This window comes from Actinoalloteichus caeruleus DSM 43889, assembly GCF_000429185.2.
GTDB classification, from domain to species: Bacteria; Actinomycetota; Actinomycetes; order Mycobacteriales; family Pseudonocardiaceae; genus Actinoalloteichus_B; species Actinoalloteichus_B caeruleus.
This window is the reverse complement of the sequence record NZ_AUBJ02000001.1, coordinates 1,565,322-1,581,197: the sequence shown is the minus strand read 5'-3', so window position 1 is coordinate 1,581,197 and position 15,876 is coordinate 1,565,322. Positions and strand designations below refer to the sequence as shown.

The following is a 15,876-nucleotide window of genomic DNA, read 5'->3' as shown; positions in this document are numbered from 1 at the left end:
ACGGCCGCTCCCATGAGGAGGACACGTGGAACACCAACCGAGGACGGGGTTCCTCCGGGTGCCCGGGGCGCGCCTGTACCACGAGGTACGGGGGTCGGGAACGCCGCTGCTCATCATCCCCACCGGCAACGGTGACGCGGCTCCGTTCGCTCCGCTCGCGGACCGGCTCGCCCGGCGGCACACCGTGATCACCTACGACCGCCGGGGTTTCTCCCGCAGCACGCTCGAGGGGCCCGTCCAGGACGACCGGCGGATCGGGGAGGACGTCGAGGACATCCGCGCTCTCCTGGACCACCTGTCGTCGGGGCCGGCCCACGTGTTCGGCAGCAGTTCCGGGGCGATCATCGCCCTCGCGCTGGTCGAGCGGTACCCGGAGGGGCTGCGCACCGCCGTCTCCCACGAGCCGCCGCTGGCCTCGGTCATGGCGGACTCCCGGCGCTGGCTCGGCTTCTACCGCGACCTCCACGCCACCTACCAGCGGTCGGGTGTCGAGGAGGCGCGCCGGATGTTCAGGACGGCGATGGGGATGACGACGTCGACCCGGGCTCCCGCGCACACCGAGCAGTCCCCGGAACGCCTGGCGGAGATGCTGGACCGCCTGCGCCGCAACCAGCTGTTCTGGTTCGAACACGAGGTGATCCCCTACCCGGCCCACCGACCGGACCTGGACGTGCTCCGGTCGGTCTCGGACCGGCTCGTGCTGGCCGGGGGAGCGGACTCCCGTGAGCACTTCCCGTACCGGCCCAACCTGGTGCTCGCCGAGCGGCTGGGCCTCGACATCACGCACTTCTCCGGCGGTCACGTCGGCTACGTGACCCATCCGGACGAGTTCGCGGCGGAGCTGGGCGGACTGCTGCGGGCCCGGGAGCACTGAGGCCCGCGGATCGCCGGCCCGCACGGGATCGGCTTGTCGGTGGACAGGTCGTGGACGGTGAACCGTGCCTGGTTGTCCGTCAGGCGTAGTGGGTGGTCCAGTCCCTCGGTCCGTTCTTCCGGCGACGCGCCCCGGGACTGGTCCCGGGGGCGCCGGCGTGTCCCGTGGCCACTCCGCCGCGGACCGCGCCGGGGTCGTCCCCGAGCAACCGGTACCCGGGCGGCGCAGCGTGCCGTCGGAGCCTCGCCGCCGCGGTGGTCCCACCCTCCCCGGGGTGAGGAACGGCCGGTCGGCACTCCCGTGGCCAGGGGGCGGACCGGTGTCGTTCCGGGAGCGGGGGACCGGCCGACGCCGCCCCACCGGGATGAGCCGGACGAGGTCCTCCCGCCGGCCGGCGACCCGAGCCGGAACGCCCAGAGTGAACGCGCCACCGCAGCCCAGCCGGAACGCCCAGACCGAACGCCCCACCGCGGCCCGGACTGAACGCCCCACCGCACCCCTGCCCGGGACGACCGGAGCGGAGACGGGGCCGCGCCCAGCTCGGCGGTCGGGACGTGGTGGCCTCGAACGGGGTCACCCGGCGCACCCGAGGTGGTGGCACGGGCCCACTCGCACCCTCGGCGGCTCACGCGCCCGAGGCGCGCGACGAGCCAGGCCGGTGCCCGGTCCCGGGCGACCTCGGAGGACCGGGGCCGACCGGGTGGCCCGCCGAGGGGCGGCCACCCGCGTCCGCGCTACCGCCAGGTGCTGGCGCGGCCGAGGGAAGCGGTCGGGGCTGGCGCCGGCCCGAGCGGAGCGGAGCACCCTGGATCGCCGACCCGGCCCCCGGTGCGCCCCCGGTGGGAGCGCACCTCGGGGTCAGGGACGTGGTCAGTCGAGGTCGGCCAACAACGCCCGCAGCGCCGGTTTGTCCGGTTTCCCCACCGGGGTGTGCGGCATGTCGCGGATGATCTCAAGGCGTTCGGGGATCTTGAACGCCGCCACCCCGCGCGCGGTCAGCGCCGCGGCGATCTCGTCGAGAGACGGCGGTCGTCCCGGGTGGGGACGCACGAACAGGCACACGCGTTCGCCCACCTCCGGGTCGGGGGCCGCGATCGCGGCGGCCTCGGCGACCGCCGGCAGTTCCTGCACCAGCGTCTCGATCTCACCGGCCGACACCTTCTCGCCAGCCCGGTTGATCAGGTCCTTGACCCGTCCGCACACGACGACGTCGCCCTCGGCCGTGAGGCGCACCAGGTCCCCGGTGCGGTAGAAACCGTCGGAGGTGAAGGAGACCGCGTTCTGCTCGGGGACGCCGTAGTACCCGCGCGGGGTGTACGGACCCCGGGTGAGCAGTTCACCGACCTCCCCCGGCCGCACCGGGTGGCCCCGTTCGTCCACCACGCGCAGCTCGTCGTACGGGCTGATCGGGCGTCCCTGTGTGGTGTGCGCCACCTCGGGAGGCGCGTCGGTCGGGGTGTAGCAGATCAACCCCTCCGCCATCCCGTACACCTGCTGGACGCGGCAGCCCAGCGCCGGTCCGATGCGTTCGGCCACCGAGGGCGACAGCACCGAACCACCGACGTGGACGAACCGCAGGCTGGACAGGTCGTGCCGGGTGTCCTCGGCCGCCGCCACCCAGCGCAGCGCCACGGCCGGGACGGCGGAGGTGACCGTGACCCGCTCCGCCTCGACGGCGGGGAAGACCACCGCCGGGTTAGGGGTCGGCACCAGGACGACCCGTCCTCCCGAGTGGAGGGTTCCCAGGATCCCCGGTGACGCGAGGGGGAAGTTGTGCCCGGCGGGCAGGACCGCCAGGTAGACGGTGCCCTCCCCGAAACCGCAGGCATCCGCGCTCCGGCGGATGTTGTACTCGTAGTCGTCGTGGGTGCGCCCGATGACCTTGGGAACACCCGTCGTGCCACCGGAGAGCAGGAACAGGGCCACGTCGGAGGACGGGGGCGCCTGGGCGTCCAGGGCGCGGCGGCGTCGCCGCTCGTCCCCGTCCGGGCGGGCCAGGTGGCGGACGTCGTGGCACCCGGGCCGGACCTCGTCCCCCACGACCAGCACCCGGGCGGGGGATGGGAGGGCCTCGGCGACCCGCACAGCGAGGTCCTGGTGGTCGTGCCCCCGCCATTCGTCCGGGACGACGACCGCCCTGGCGTCCACGTGCGCGCCGATGGACGACAGTTCGTACTCGCGGTGCGGCGGCAACATCATCACCGGCACGACACCGACGCGGAGGCAGGCCAGCGTGACGACCACGAACTCCGCCACGTTGGGCAACTGCACGAGGACGGCGTCGTGACGGCGCAGGCCGAGCCCCAGCAGGTTCTCGGCCAGGCGGTCCACCGAGGCCGCGAGGTCGCGGTAGGTCAACCGCCGCTCCCCGTCCACGATGGCCACCCGGTCCCCCCAGCGCCCGGCCCACTCCCAGGGCAACCGCCCCAACGGGCGACCGAGCCAACAACCGTTCCGCCGGTGGGTCTCGGCCGCATCGGCCGGCCACGGCACCACCAGGTCCGGGTTCATCGTGCCTCCCCGTTCGTGTCGTCTCCCGACCCGGCGCGTTCCACCAGCAGCGCGGCCACCGAGTCGATGTCGGGCTGGTCCCAGAACAGCGTGGTGGGCAGCGACAACCCGAACCGGCGTTCCAGCGCCCGCCGGATGCGCACGGTCATCACCGAGTCCACGCCCATCTCCACCAGCGGCCGGCGGGGGTCGACGTCGTCCGCCGGGAGCCGGGTCTCCTCCGCCACCTGGCGGCTGATCTCCTCGACGAGCGAGGCGTGCGACCCGAGGGCCTCGCGTGCCGAGGGTGACGACGCGCCAGCGCCCTCCCCGGCCTGGTCGGCGGTGTGGTCCACGCCGAGCTCCGAGAACAACGGGGGCCGTCGGTCACCCGGGCCGAGCGGGACGGTGCGCAGCACCGCGACCTGGGCCCGCTCGTGGCGGGCGGCCAGTTCCCATGCGGGGAACGCCTCGGTGGCGGTGATCTCCCGGGTGCCCCGCGCGGCCAGCTCCTCGGCGATGACACCGGTGCTGCGCGCCATCCCCAAGCCCCGCCACGAGGTCCAGGACAGACTCAACGCGGCCAGGTCCCCCCGCGACCGCCGGTGCGCGGCCACGGCGTCGAGGAACGCGTTCGCCGCGCCGTAGGCGGCCTGCCCGGGAAGCCCGAGGAGGTGCCCGCAGGAGGAGAACAGGACCAGGAAGTCGACCGTGCCCGGCGGGAACAGGTCGTGCAGTACCCACGCGCCGTCCACCTTGGGGCGCAGGACGGCGCGCAGCGACGAGGCGTCGAGCTCCCGCACCACCCGGTCGTCGAGGACCCCGGCGGCATGGACCACACCCCGGATCGGGGGCAGTCCCAGCGCCGAGGGGTCGAGCAGGCGAGCGGAGGCGTCCCTGTCCGCCAGGTCCAGGGCGACCACCACCACCGCCACCCCCCGCCGTTCCAGGGCGCGCACCGCCTCCACCCGGCCGCGCTCGTCCGGATCGGACAGCGAGTCCCAGGTGCCGCGGGGCGGCAGGCCGCGCCTGCCCGCCAGGACGATCCGCCGGGCACCCCGCCCGGCCATCCACCGCGCGACCTCCAGGCCGAGCGCGCCGAGCCCGCCGGTGACGAGGTAGGTCGCCTCGGGGCGGAACGTCGGCTCCCGCCCCGTCGGGACGCCCGCCAGCTCCCGCATCCGGGGAACCTCCTGCGTGCCGTCCCGCACGGCGACGACGTCCTCGCCCGGGCCCGCGCGGAGCACGTCCACCACGGTCCCGGCGTCCCGCACCGGGTCGGCGAGGTCGATCACGCCTCCCCAGAGCTCGGGGTGTTCCCCGCCGACGACGCGACCGAGCCCCCACAGCGCCCCCTGGACCAGGGACGCGGTGCTCCTCGCCTCCCGGACGGCGTTGGTCACGCACCACAGCCGGGCGCCGTTCCCGCCCGGTGCCGAGGCGAGGCGCCGCGCGGTGTCCGCCAGCAGCCAGGTCGCCGCGCTGGTCGCGTCCGCCGGCCCGGCGCCGTCCGCGCCGTGCTCGCCGGGGACGACGACCACCGCCACGTCCTCGGCGCCCTCGGCGGCGTCCAGCCCGTCGGCGTCCGCCACGACCACGTGGGGGAGGCCAGCCGCGTCGAAGGCGGTCCCCACCGCCCGCCGCGTCGGGGAGTCCGGTCCGACGAGGACCGCCAGTCCGGGGAGCCGGCCGGCAGGGGCACTCGGGAGACCCCGGGGCCGCCACGCCACCTCGTGCAGCAGCGCCCCCGGATCGTGGGAGGCGGCGATGTCCCCGTCGAGCACCCCGTACCGCAGCCCGGCGATCCGGCCGACCAGGCGCCGCTCCCGGTCACCGATCAGCACCTCCACGGTGTCCTCATCGGTGACCTCGACGCGGACCACGGCCTCGCCCGGTGGGCGGGGTGCCAGCCAGACCCGGCGGATGTGCGCCGGCATCCGCAGCGACCGGGAACCGGGGAACACCGCGGACGCGGTCGACAGGGCCGCGTCCAGCAGCGGGGCCCAGCTGTGCGGGGCGGCCCCGGGATCGGCGACCACGGTCGCCTCCACCCGCGACGGCCCACCCCGGAGCCGTTCCACCGCCCACGGGAACCCCATGCCCCCGACGCCGCGTTCGGCGAGCACCTCGACGACCCAGGACGTGGGCAACTCCGGCAGGTCGTCCCCGGCCGGCACCCGGGGGTCCGCGCCCTCCGGCGCCGCTCGCCCGTCGTCGTCCTCGGCAGGCAGCCTCGCGGTGGTGTGGGTGACCCAACCCCGGTCGTCGACGTCGTCCTCGTCGAGGCGCGCGGAGATCTGGAGCGCGCCGTCGCGCAGGGTGACCTGGACGTCCCGGGGAGCGGAGAGGCTGACGGGCGTCCGCAACGCGACATCGGCGATCCGGTGGGAGTCGTCTCGGGACCCCGCGGCGGCGAGGAGGGTGCACAGCAACACCGCGGCGGGCACGATCTCCACCCCCCGCACGGGGTGCTCGCCGGGGAAGGGGCGGGACTCGCGGTCCAGCCTGGTCACCCAGACCTGGGCCCCCGATCCGTCGGTGAGCCGCAGCCGGGACCCGAGCAGGGTGTGCCGGGCCGGGTCGTGGCCGGCCCCGAACGTCGACGGGCGTCGGTGTTCCTCCACCCAGTGCGGTCGCCGGTCCCAGGGGGTGGTGGGCAGGTCGACGAGGGCGCCCCCCGGCCAGTGCCGCGTCCAGTCGACGTCGGCGCCGTGGCAGTACAGCGCGCCGAGCCCGCGCGACAGCGCTTCTCGTTCGGGGCGGCCCCGGCGCAGCGAGTGCGTGACGAACGCGTCGTCGATACCGAGGTGCTCCAGCGTCTCCCTGAGCGAGTGCTCGACCACCGGGTGCGGGGAGACCTCCAGGAACAGGCGGTGACCGTCCTCCACCGCCGCGGCGACGGCGGAGGCGAAGCGGACGCGGCCACGCAGGTTCAGCGCCCAGTAGTCGGCGTCCCGGATCGCCGCCGACCTCGGGTCCGGATCGGCCGTTCCGTACACCGGCAGGGCCGCCGCGCCAGGGGCCAGGTCGGACAGGCCCTCGCGCAGCGGGTCCAGCAGCGGGTCCATCGCCGGCCCGTGGAAGGCGACGTCCGCGTCGACGCGGCGCACGGCGACCCCCTGGTCCCGCCACCGCGCGCACACCTCTGCGACGGCCCCGGCGGGACCGGAGATCACGGTGGACGACGGGGAGGCCTCGACGGCGACGACCACGTCGGGGTGGTCGGCCAGCCGCCGCTCGGTCTCCTCGGCGGGCAGGCGGATCATGGCCATGCCGCCGTGCCCGGCCACCCGCCGCAGCAGCGCGGAACGCCGCGCCACCAGACGAGCGCCCTGCTCGAGGGTGAGGACACCGGCGGTCACGGCCGCCGCGATCTCGCCCACCGAGTGGCCCAGGACGGCGGCCGGTCGTAAGCCGAGCGAGGACCAGACGGCGGCGAGCCCCGCCTGGACGGCGAAGATCAACGGTTGGACGACGTCGGCCGACCGGGGGAGGTCACCGAGCAGCGCGGCCCTCGGGGAGAGACCCAGTTCCGCCTCGAACAGGGGGGCGATCCGGTCGATCGTGGCGGCGAACTCGGGGGAGCCGGTCAACAGCTCCCGTCCCATCCCGGTCCACTGCGACCCGTGCCCCGAGAACACCCACACCACGCCCAACGCGGAACCGGGCAGGACCGAGCCGACCAGCGCGTCGGCGTCGGCCTCGGCCACCTCCCGAAGACCCCGGGCCAGTTCCGCGCCGTCCCGGGCGACGACCGCCGCCCGGTGGGTGAGGTGGGAGCGGCGGCGGGCCAGCGTGTGGCCGAGGTCGCCGAGCGGGCTCCCGACCCCTGCGAGCCGGTCGGCCAGCCGGCCGGCGTGCCGGCGGACGGCGGCCGCCGACCCCGCCGAGACGGGGTGGAGGGCGGGCGGAGCGGTCGGGACGAGGCCGTGTCCCGACGGGTCCGCGCCGCCGGGGTCCTCGGGCCGTCGTTGGTCTGGCGGGTCCGCCTCCTCCAGCACGACGTGGGCGATGGTCCCGCCGTAGCCGTACCCGGAGACGCCGGCCAGCCGGGGCCGGTCGGACCTCGGCCAGGGGGTCGGTTCGGTCACCACGCGCAGGCCGGAGTCCGCCCAGGCGACGGCCGGGTTCGGCCGGGTGAGGTTGACGGTCGGCGGGATCAGCTCGTGGCGGAGCGCGAGCACCGCCTTGAGGACCCCGGCGATGCCCGCGCCGGCCTCCAGGTGACCGATGTTGGGTTTCACCGAGCCGGTGAGCAGGGGCCGCTCCGGCGGTCTGCCCCGGCCGAACACCGACGCCATCGCCCCGGCCTCGACCGGGTCGCCGGTGGGGGTGCCGGTGCCGTGGGCCTCCACGTAGTCGACCTCCGACGGGTCGACTCCCGCGTTCTCGCAGGCCCGTCGCATCAGCCGCGCCTGCGCGGTCCCGTCGGGGGCCATGATCCCGCTGGTCCGGCCGTCCTGGCGCACGGCGCTGCCCCGGATGACCGCGAGGACGCGGTCGCCGTCGCGGCGGGCGTCGGACAACCGCCGGAGCACCACCATGCCGGCGCCCTCGCCCCGCCCGTACCCGTCGGCGTCGGCGTCGAAGGTCTTGCACCGCCCGTCGGCGGCGGTCGCTCCCGCCGCGTCGAGCACGAGTGACAGCCCGGGTGAGGTGATCACCAGGACGCCGCCGGCCAGCGCCACCGGGCACTCGCCCGCCCGCAGCGCCTGCACCGCCAGGTGCAGCGACACCAGTGACGAGGAGCAGGCCGTGTCCACGGCCATGCTCGGACCCCGCAGGTCCAGGGCGTGCGACACGCGGTTGGCGACCCCGCAGTGGGCCGTGCCGATCCCCGTCCACGCCTCGATCCGGGGGAGGTCCTCCAACAGCCTGCGGCCGTAGTCGTCGGAGCCGACGCCGACGTAGACGCCGGTGTCCGTGCCGGTGAGGTCGGTGGGCGGGATCCCGGCGTGCTCCAGCGCCTCCCAGGACACCTCCAGCACCAGGCGTTGCTGCGGGTCCATCTGCGCCGCCTCGCGTGGCGTGATGCCGAAGAAGTCGGCGTCGAACCCCCGGACGTCGCGCAGGAACGCGCCCCGCCCTGGGGCGCGGCGCACCGCCGCCGCGTGGTCCGGGCCACGTGCCGCGTAGGACTCCCAGCGGTCTTCGGGGATGTCGTCGACGGTCACGCCACCGGTGCTCAGCAGGTCCCAGAACGCCTCCGGGGAGTCGACGTCCCCGGCGAATCGGCATGCCATCCCGATGACGGCGACGGGCTCGGAGGAACTCATCGTGGGGACAACCTCCTTCGACGCCGCCGGTGCCCCTCACCACGGCGGCGTTGGTGGGAACGATCGGGGGCGCGGTTACTTGCGGCCGATGACCAACGTGTGGCTGAACCCGAGGTCGTCGTGGCGTTCGACGTGGGAGAAGCCCGCGTCCCGGACCGCGCGTTCGACGTCGCGCGGCGAGTAGGTCATGCCCTCGCCGGAGGCGAGGGTGAGGAAGTAGGGGGAGACGAGACCGGCGCTGAGCGAACCGGTGCCCTCGTCGTTGGAGACGAAGTTGTAGACGAGGCAGACGCCGCCCTCGGGCAGGGCGTCGTGGCAGCGCCGGAGCAGCTCGGTGTTGCGCTCCAGCGACCAGATCTCGAAGAGGTGGAAGAACAGGATCGCGTCGGCGTCGCGGGGGAGGTCCACGGTGAACAGGTCACCGGGGTGGAAGCGCATGCGTCCGAGGAGCTCGGGGTCCTCCACCCGGGAGGAGGCGAGCCGGGTGACGCTCTCCTGGTCGACGACCGTCACGGTGAGCTCGGGGTAACGCCTGGCCAGTTCGCGGCCGTTGGTGCCGTCGCCGCCACCGAGGTCGACGAGGTGGCGGACGCCGGAGAAGTCGTGGAAGTCGAGGATCCGCGCGAAGGCCTTCCGCGAGGCGTCCCCCATGTTCGCGTAGAAGACCTCCTGGAGCCGGGGGTGCGCGGTGAGGCGCTCGTAGAGCGTGGTGCCGGGTCCCGGGATGTGCCGGAGCCCGACGTTGGTGCCCTGCCGCATCGACTCGGCGAAGTCCCCCATCGACTGGTTGATGACCTCCGCCTGGACGTCCAGCAGCGGCCCCAGGAACCGGGGAGCGTCGCGGAGCATCTTCCGGCGGATCACGGGGCTGTTGACGTAGCGCTCGCCCTCCCTGGTCACCAACGACAGGGAGGCGAGCCCCAGCAGGAGGATCCGCGCGGGTTGTTCGGCGACGCCGATGGCGTCGGCCACCTGTTCCAGGGTCAGCCCGTTCTCGGCCTCGAGCCGCTCGAACAGGTCGAACTCCATCGCGGTGCGCAGGAGCTCGAAGGCGGTCGTGCCGTGGATGATCAGCCGGAGGTAGTCGGCCTCGCTCAGGGTGACGTCGCCGCTGCCGGTCATGGTTCTCCTTGCCGGTCCGAGGGGAAGAGGGGGTCGAGGCCGCTTCCCGCCGGCGCCGGACGGGGGCCAGCCGAGGGGACCCGAGCGGTGGGTGCCGGGGCCGAGCTGCTCGCTCGTCCGCGTCCGGAGGCGCCCGTCCGGGGCGTCCCTCGGCCCCGCTGTCGGGGTCAATCCTGATCGCGCGGCGACCGCCTCGCACCTTCCTCCGTGCGGCGACGGACCAGCGGAGCGACCTGGGCGGCTCCCGGGCCGAACCGGCCCCCGGCGGCGGGGACCACCCCGTCGGCACCAAGGCACCGTCGCTGAACCGGGTGAGCCTTCTTCCGTCGTGCTTGACCTCAACGGACGAGACCGGTATAAAACCGCAAGGTAATAAACCCGGGGGGTTATGGACGATGGACTCCGACGTGCTCGACAGGACGTTCGCCGCGCTCGCCGACCCGACCCGACGCGCCATCCTCGCCCGCCTCGCCCAGGGGGAGGCGACCGTCACGGAACTCGCCGCGCCCTTCGCGATCAGCCAGCCGGCGATCTCCAAGCACCTCAAGGTGCTCGAACGGGCCGGTCTCGTCGTGCGGGGCCGCGACGCGCAACGCCGCCCCTCCCGGTTGGACGTCGCCCCCATCCGCCTGGCGGTCGACTGGCTGGAGGAGTTCCGCTCCGCCAGTGAGGAGCGCTTCCAACGGCTCGACGCCGTCCTCGCCGACCTCAGGGCGGAACGCGACGGGAAGTCGGACGACCACTGATGTCACTCGCCGGCGACGCCACCTCCACGCGCGTCACGACCCCCACGGACCGCGAGATCACCCTGCGCCGGTCCTTCGACGCCCCCGCGCGACTGGTCTTCGCGGCCTGGACCGAACCCGACCTGCTGGTCCGCTGGTTCGGCGCGCGCGGGTGGAACCTGGTGGCCTGCGAGGTGGACCTGCGGGTCGGCGGCACCTGGCGCTTCGTCTCCCGAGGCCCGGGCGGCGCGGAGATGACCCAGTCCGGGGTGTACCGCGAGATCGAGACACCGGGCCTGCTCGTCCACACCGAGTCCTACGACGGCGCCGAACACCCCGACCTCACCTCGCTCGTCACGACGAGGTTCGTGGAACGCGCCGGTCGGACCACCGTCACCAGCACGATCCTGCACCCCTCCCCGGAGGCGAGGGACAGGACGTTGCGCACTCCGATGGAGCGGGGACTGCGGGAGAGCCACGCCCGGCTCGACGCCCTGCTCACATCGGTCGGAGGACTCCGGGCGGGCGTGCGCCCAGGCCCGGACGGCGGAAGCAACATCGGAATCAGGCAGGAAGGAGCCACACGCATGAACTGGACCCTGGAAGTCGTCGCGATGCCGGTCAGCGACATCGACCGCTCGAAGAAGTTCTACGGGGAGCAGATGGGTTTCGTGGTCGACCACGACACCCGGGTGGACGGCGGCCCCGGCATCGTCCAGTTGACACCGAGGGGGTCGGGCTGTTCCATCGTCCTGGGGGTCGGCCTGGTGGAGATGGAGCCGGGCTCGATGCAGGGGCTCCAGCTCGTCGTCCGCGACATCCGCGCGGCCCGGGAGGAACTGCTGGGCCGGGGCGTCGAGGTCAGTGAGGTCCAGGTCCCCGGTCCGGAGGGCTTCCGGCCGGCGGAGGAGGGCGAGGACCTGAACAACGTGGGCTTCGCGTTCTTCTCCGACCCCGACGGCAACCGTTGGGCGCTCCAGCAGATCTCGTCCCGCACCTGATCGCCGGGCTCGTACTGCTGGTGGCACTCGGCTCCGGCCGAGGCGAGAGCACAGGGATGGGTGGATGACGACCACACTCACGGCCGACCATTTCGTCGAACGCCTCGAGGAGCACCGCTCCGAGGAGGAACTCCAGAAGATCCAGCGCTACTTCAAGTCCGGTGCGGGGGAGTACGGAGAGGGCGACACCTTCCTCGGCGTCCGCATGGGACAGGTGTTCGCGCTCGCCAAGGAGTTCATCGACATGGAGCCGGACGAGGTCGAACGGCTCCTGGAAAGCCCGATCCACGAGGTCAGGGCTGGCGGGCTGAGCATCATGGACAAACAGGCCCGGCGCAGGAGGACCCCGGAGTCGAGGCGGCAGGAACTGTTCGACCTCTACCTGCGGCGGATCGACCGGATCAACAACTGGGACCTGGTCGATGTGGCCGCCCCCCACGTGGTCGGCGGCTACCTGTTCGACAAACCCCGCGACATCCTCTACGAGCTGGCTCGCTCGTCGAACATCTGGGAACGCCGGACCGCGGTGGTGAGCACCTTCTACTTCATCCGGCACGACCAGGTGGACGACACCTTCCGCATCGCCGAGATCCTGCTGCACGACGAGGAGGACCTCATCCACAAGGCGGTCGGAGGGTGGGTGCGGGAGGCCGGGAGGAGACAGCCGGACCGGCTCATCGCCTTCCTGGACGAGCACGCGGCCACCATGCCGCGCACGATGCTGCGTTACGCCATCGAGCACCTCGACAAGGAACGTCGCGAGCACTACCGGGGGCTGGGCAAGGCCCAGCGCGGCAGGTAGACCCTTCGGCGGTCGGGCGGAGCCGCCCACCGCCCGTGCCCTCCACGGTGTCCTCGCTCCCGTTCGCCCGCGTCGCGCCACGCGGGCGAACGGGTTCTCCGTCCGGCCGGGATCCGCCCGGTGCCGGCCAACCGCCTCTGCACGCGCCCCTCCACGCGCCTCTCCACTCCCTCCTCGGCCCGCGCCGCGTCCCCGCACGCCGCCGTCCCGGCGGAGCCCCGCCGGCCCCGGCCCCCGACTCCCGGCCCTCGGCCCCCGGCCCCCGTCAGGCACGACAGGAGACGACGAACCGGCCCGCCCCCCGGCACGATGGACGGTGAACCCCTCGCCCCGGCGTCCACCACGCCGCACGGCGGGAGTCGACGACGGCGGTCCCGCCGCGCCGCGCACCCGGCGCGGGACGGCGCACCGCCCGTGTCCCGCGCCGCCGGGCGCACTCCCACCGCCCCTCCCGTCGAGCGGCCCGGACCGGCCGGGAGCGGCGCCTCCCCGAGGCAGCACGTCACCGCGACCGGTGCGACGGCCGGGTCGGCCGAGGGGCTGGCACGGGCGCGGGCCGGGACGAACGCTCCTGCCGCGTCCACGCCCGTGGCCGCCGACGACAGGAGGAGACGACATGGCACAGCCGATGGACGGGTCACCGCGGGCCACGACCGAGGACCTCCCCCACTACCCCCGCCCGAGGGAGTGCCCCTACCGGCCGTCCCCAGCCCTCGCCGACCTGCGGGGCCCCCGCCCGCTCAGCAGGGTGCGGCTCTACGACGGACGCACCGCGTGGCTCGTGACGGGCGTCGAGGAGGCCCGTGCCCTGCTGGCCGACCCCCGGTTGTCCAGCCGGGCCGACCTCCCCGGCCACCCCGTCCTCCACGAGAGCCACCTCCACATGCGCGCCACCCGGGAGATGGCGCGGGAGGAGGACGGCGGCTTCGCCGGTGTCCTCTTCGGGGTCGACCCGCCCGACCACACCCGGCAGCGCCGCATGTTGCTGCCCAGCTTCACCCTGCGACGCGTCCAGGCCCACCGCGACGAGATCCAACGCATCGTCGACGAGGTCCTCGACGGCATGGTGGAACGCGGCTCGTCCGCCGACCTCGTCGACGCCTTCGCCCGCCCGGTGCCGATGATGGTCGTCTGTTCCTTCCTCGGCGTCCCCTACCAGGAACGGGATCGCTTCGAGGGGCCGGCCTCGACGCTGTTCGACCCCGCCCGCGCCGAGGCCGCCGAGGCCGAACTGACCTCCTACCTGGAGGACCTGGTCCGCAGGAAGGCCGCCCGGGAGACGGCCGAGGTCGGCGGCACCCCCGGTCTCCTCGACCGCGTGATCGACGACCACCTCAGGACGGGGGAGCTCACCGTCGACGAGCTGGTCGCGTTCGCCCTCGCCATCCTGGTCGCCGGCACCGTCACCAGCACCCAGACCCTCGCCCTCGGCACCCTCGCACTCCTGGACAACCCGGGGCAGTACGCGCTGCTGGCCAGCTCGCCGGAACTCGTGCCCGGAGCCGTGGACGAGATGATGCGCCACCTCTCGCTCGTCGAACAACTCGCCAGGGTCGCGCTCGCCGACATCGAGATCGCGGGCACGCTGATCCGGGAGGGCGAGGGAATACTCATCGGTTTCGCCGCGATGCATTTCGGTCCCGACCTGTCCTCCCACCCCGACGAATTCGACATCGAACGGCCGCCGGTGGGACATTTCGCCTTCAGTCACGGAATCCACCACTGCATGGGGCACAACCTCGCCAGGCTGGAGTTGGAGATCGCGTTCCGCACCCTCACCGGCCGGCTCCCAGGTCTGCGGCTCGCCGTGCCCGCCGAGCAGGTCCCCTGGTACGACGACCTCACCCTGGCACGGCTCCGTGCCCTGCCCGTCTCCTGGTGAGCGCCCCCGGGGCGACCGTCGGCCCCCACCCGGGAGAACGAGCAACGTGGAAGTACGAGCGGCCCGGTCCACCGATCTAGCATCGGTTGAGCGTGAGTCCTGACTCCCGGAAAAGGTGCGGGAGGAAATCACGCCGTTCGCGGACATCACCGCCGCCCACCACCTCCTGCCAGCGACCCCCGTGGTCCTCGACGATGGGAAATCCCGTGACGATCCATTCCTCCGGAAAGCAGACGACGACATATTCCGCGGCCGAACTCGCCGATCTGGACCGCCGTCACCTCCTCCACCCCATGCAGGCGGACTCGGTGTCCGAACGGGTCGTGATCGTGCGGGGGAAGGGGTCGACGGTCTGGGACGCCGAGGGCAGGGAACTGATCGACGCGACAGGCGGGGGGCTGTGGCACTCCCACGTCGGGCACGGGCGGCGCGAGCTGGCCGACGCGGCCGCGAAGCAGATCGCCGAGCTGGAGTACTTCACCGCCTACCAGGAGTTCAGCACCGACACCACCGTCGCGTTGGCCGCCCGCCTCGCCGGAATGGCGCCCGGCGACCTGAACCGGGTGTTCTTCACCAGCGGTGGAGCGGACGGCGTGGAGACCTCCATCAAGGCGGCCCGCCTCTACCACGGTCGGCGCGGAGAACCGGACCGCACCTGGATCATCTCCCGCAACTTCGGTTTCCACGGCGGGAGCTACGGCGCGGGCACCCTGACGGGTTTCGACGCGATGCAGGCAGGGGTCGGTCCCAACCTCCCCGACGTCGTGAAGGTGTCCCCTCCCTACCTCTACCGCGCGTCCGAACTCTACGGGGACGCCGACCCCACTGACTTCCTCATCGCCGAGCTGGAGGAGACGATCGACCGGATCGGACCCGACCGGATCGCGGCGATGGTCGGCGAGCCCGTGATGGGCGGCGGCGGAGTGCTGACCCCGCCCGAGGACTACTGGCCCCGTGTCCGGGAGGTGCTGTCCCGGCACGGCATCCTCCTCGTCGCCGACGAGGTCATCACCGCGTTCGGCCGCACCGGATCCTGGTTCGACTCCGAGACCAGGGGCATGGACCCCGACATCGTCGTCACGGCGAAGGGGATCACCAGCGGGTACTTCTCCTTCGGCGCCGTGCTCATGAGCGACGCCATCGCCGAGGTCCTGTGCCAGGACTACGGCTTCTTCCACGGCTACACCTTCAGCGGCCACCCGGTCGGGAGCGCGGTGGCCCTGGCCAACCTCGACATCATCGAACGGGAGGGGCTGGTCGCCCGCTCCCAACCGCTGGCAGCCCGCTTCCGGGAGGGCCTGGCCTCGCTGGCGGACCACCCGCTCGTCGGTGACATCCGGGTGGAGGGCGCCGCGGCGGCGGTCGAGATGGTCCTCGACCGCGAGACCCGCGAACCGATGCCGTTCCCCGAGGTCTTCGCGTTGACCGCCAGGATCAGGGACGAGAAGGGCGTGATCGTCCGCCCCTACGCCCACAACATCATCCTCTCGCCGCCGCTGGTCATGAGCGACGACGAGGCCCGGCGGACGACCGGGGCGATCGTCGACGTGCTCGGCGAGGTGAGCCGCTGACGTCGGGGCGACCCCCGGGACGGCACGGGGCGGGGCGGGCGCGATGAGAGCGCCCGCCCCGCCGCCGCGTGCGGGGCGGTCCACGGGATCGAGGGCACGAGGGACCACCGGGGCGACGGTGGGCGGTCGGCGC

At 73.6% G+C, this 15,876-nt stretch carries 9 protein-coding genes; 6 read left to right on the top strand and 3 right to left on the bottom strand.

What is annotated here, in order from left to right; translation table 11 throughout:
* Positions 1-25: 25 nt before the first annotated feature.
* Complete coding sequence (locus tag G443_RS05345) at positions 26-874, top strand: alpha/beta fold hydrolase (protein ID WP_026420234.1); 849 nt, start codon at positions 26-28, stop codon at positions 872-874.
* A gap of 870 nt (positions 875-1,744) precedes the next feature.
* Here G443_RS05345 and G443_RS05340 read toward each other — a convergent pair.
* From G443_RS05340 to G443_RS05330, 3 genes are all read right to left on the bottom strand, one after another.
* Positions 1,745-3,385: a (2,3-dihydroxybenzoyl)adenylate synthase gene (locus tag G443_RS05340; protein WP_026420235.1), complete on the bottom strand. Its 1,641-nt coding sequence runs from the start codon at positions 3,383-3,385 to the stop codon at positions 1,745-1,747.
* The gene (locus G443_RS05335; RefSeq protein ID WP_026420236.1) at positions 3,382-8,640 is read right to left on the bottom strand and encodes a type I polyketide synthase; all 5,259 of its coding nucleotides are present in this window, start codon (positions 8,638-8,640) and stop codon (positions 3,382-3,384) included. Before G443_RS05335 ends, G443_RS05340 begins: the two co-directional genes overlap by 4 nt.
* Before the next feature lie 75 nt (positions 8,641-8,715).
* Positions 8,716-9,762 (bottom strand): methyltransferase, encoded by a 1,047-nt coding sequence (locus tag G443_RS05330; protein ID WP_026420237.1) that lies wholly within the window; start codon positions 9,760-9,762, stop codon positions 8,716-8,718.
* A 395-nt stretch (positions 9,763-10,157) separates the two neighbouring features.
* On the opposite strand from G443_RS05330, the gene G443_RS05325 reads away from it, so the two are divergent.
* The 5 genes from G443_RS05325 to G443_RS05300 all read left to right on the top strand — a co-directional run bounded on the left by G443_RS05325 (position 10,158) and on the right by G443_RS05300 (position 15,743).
* Entirely contained in the window at positions 10,158-10,508 is a 351-nt protein-coding gene (locus G443_RS05325) for an ArsR/SmtB family transcription factor (protein WP_026420238.1), read from the top strand.
* Positions 10,508-11,488: an SRPBCC domain-containing protein gene (locus G443_RS25355; protein ID WP_308208832.1), complete on the top strand. Its 981-nt coding sequence runs from the start codon at positions 10,508-10,510 to the stop codon at positions 11,486-11,488. Before G443_RS05325 ends, G443_RS25355 begins: the two co-directional genes overlap by 1 nt.
* Before the next feature lie 64 nt (positions 11,489-11,552).
* A complete protein-coding gene (locus G443_RS05310; RefSeq protein ID WP_026420239.1) occupies positions 11,553-12,290 on the top strand; it encodes a DNA alkylation repair protein in 738 nt (245 codons plus the stop codon).
* Positions 12,291-12,906: 616 nt separating this feature from the next.
* Positions 12,907-14,172 (top strand): cytochrome P450, encoded by a 1,266-nt coding sequence (locus G443_RS05305; protein WP_026420240.1) that lies wholly within the window; start codon positions 12,907-12,909, stop codon positions 14,170-14,172.
* 206 nt (positions 14,173-14,378) lie between these two features.
* Positions 14,379-15,743 carry an aminotransferase family protein gene (locus G443_RS05300; protein WP_245588931.1) on the top strand — a complete coding sequence of 455 codons (1,365 nt, stop codon included), beginning with the start codon at positions 14,379-14,381 and terminating at the stop codon, positions 15,741-15,743.
* The last annotated feature ends 133 nt before the right edge of the window (positions 15,744-15,876 follow it).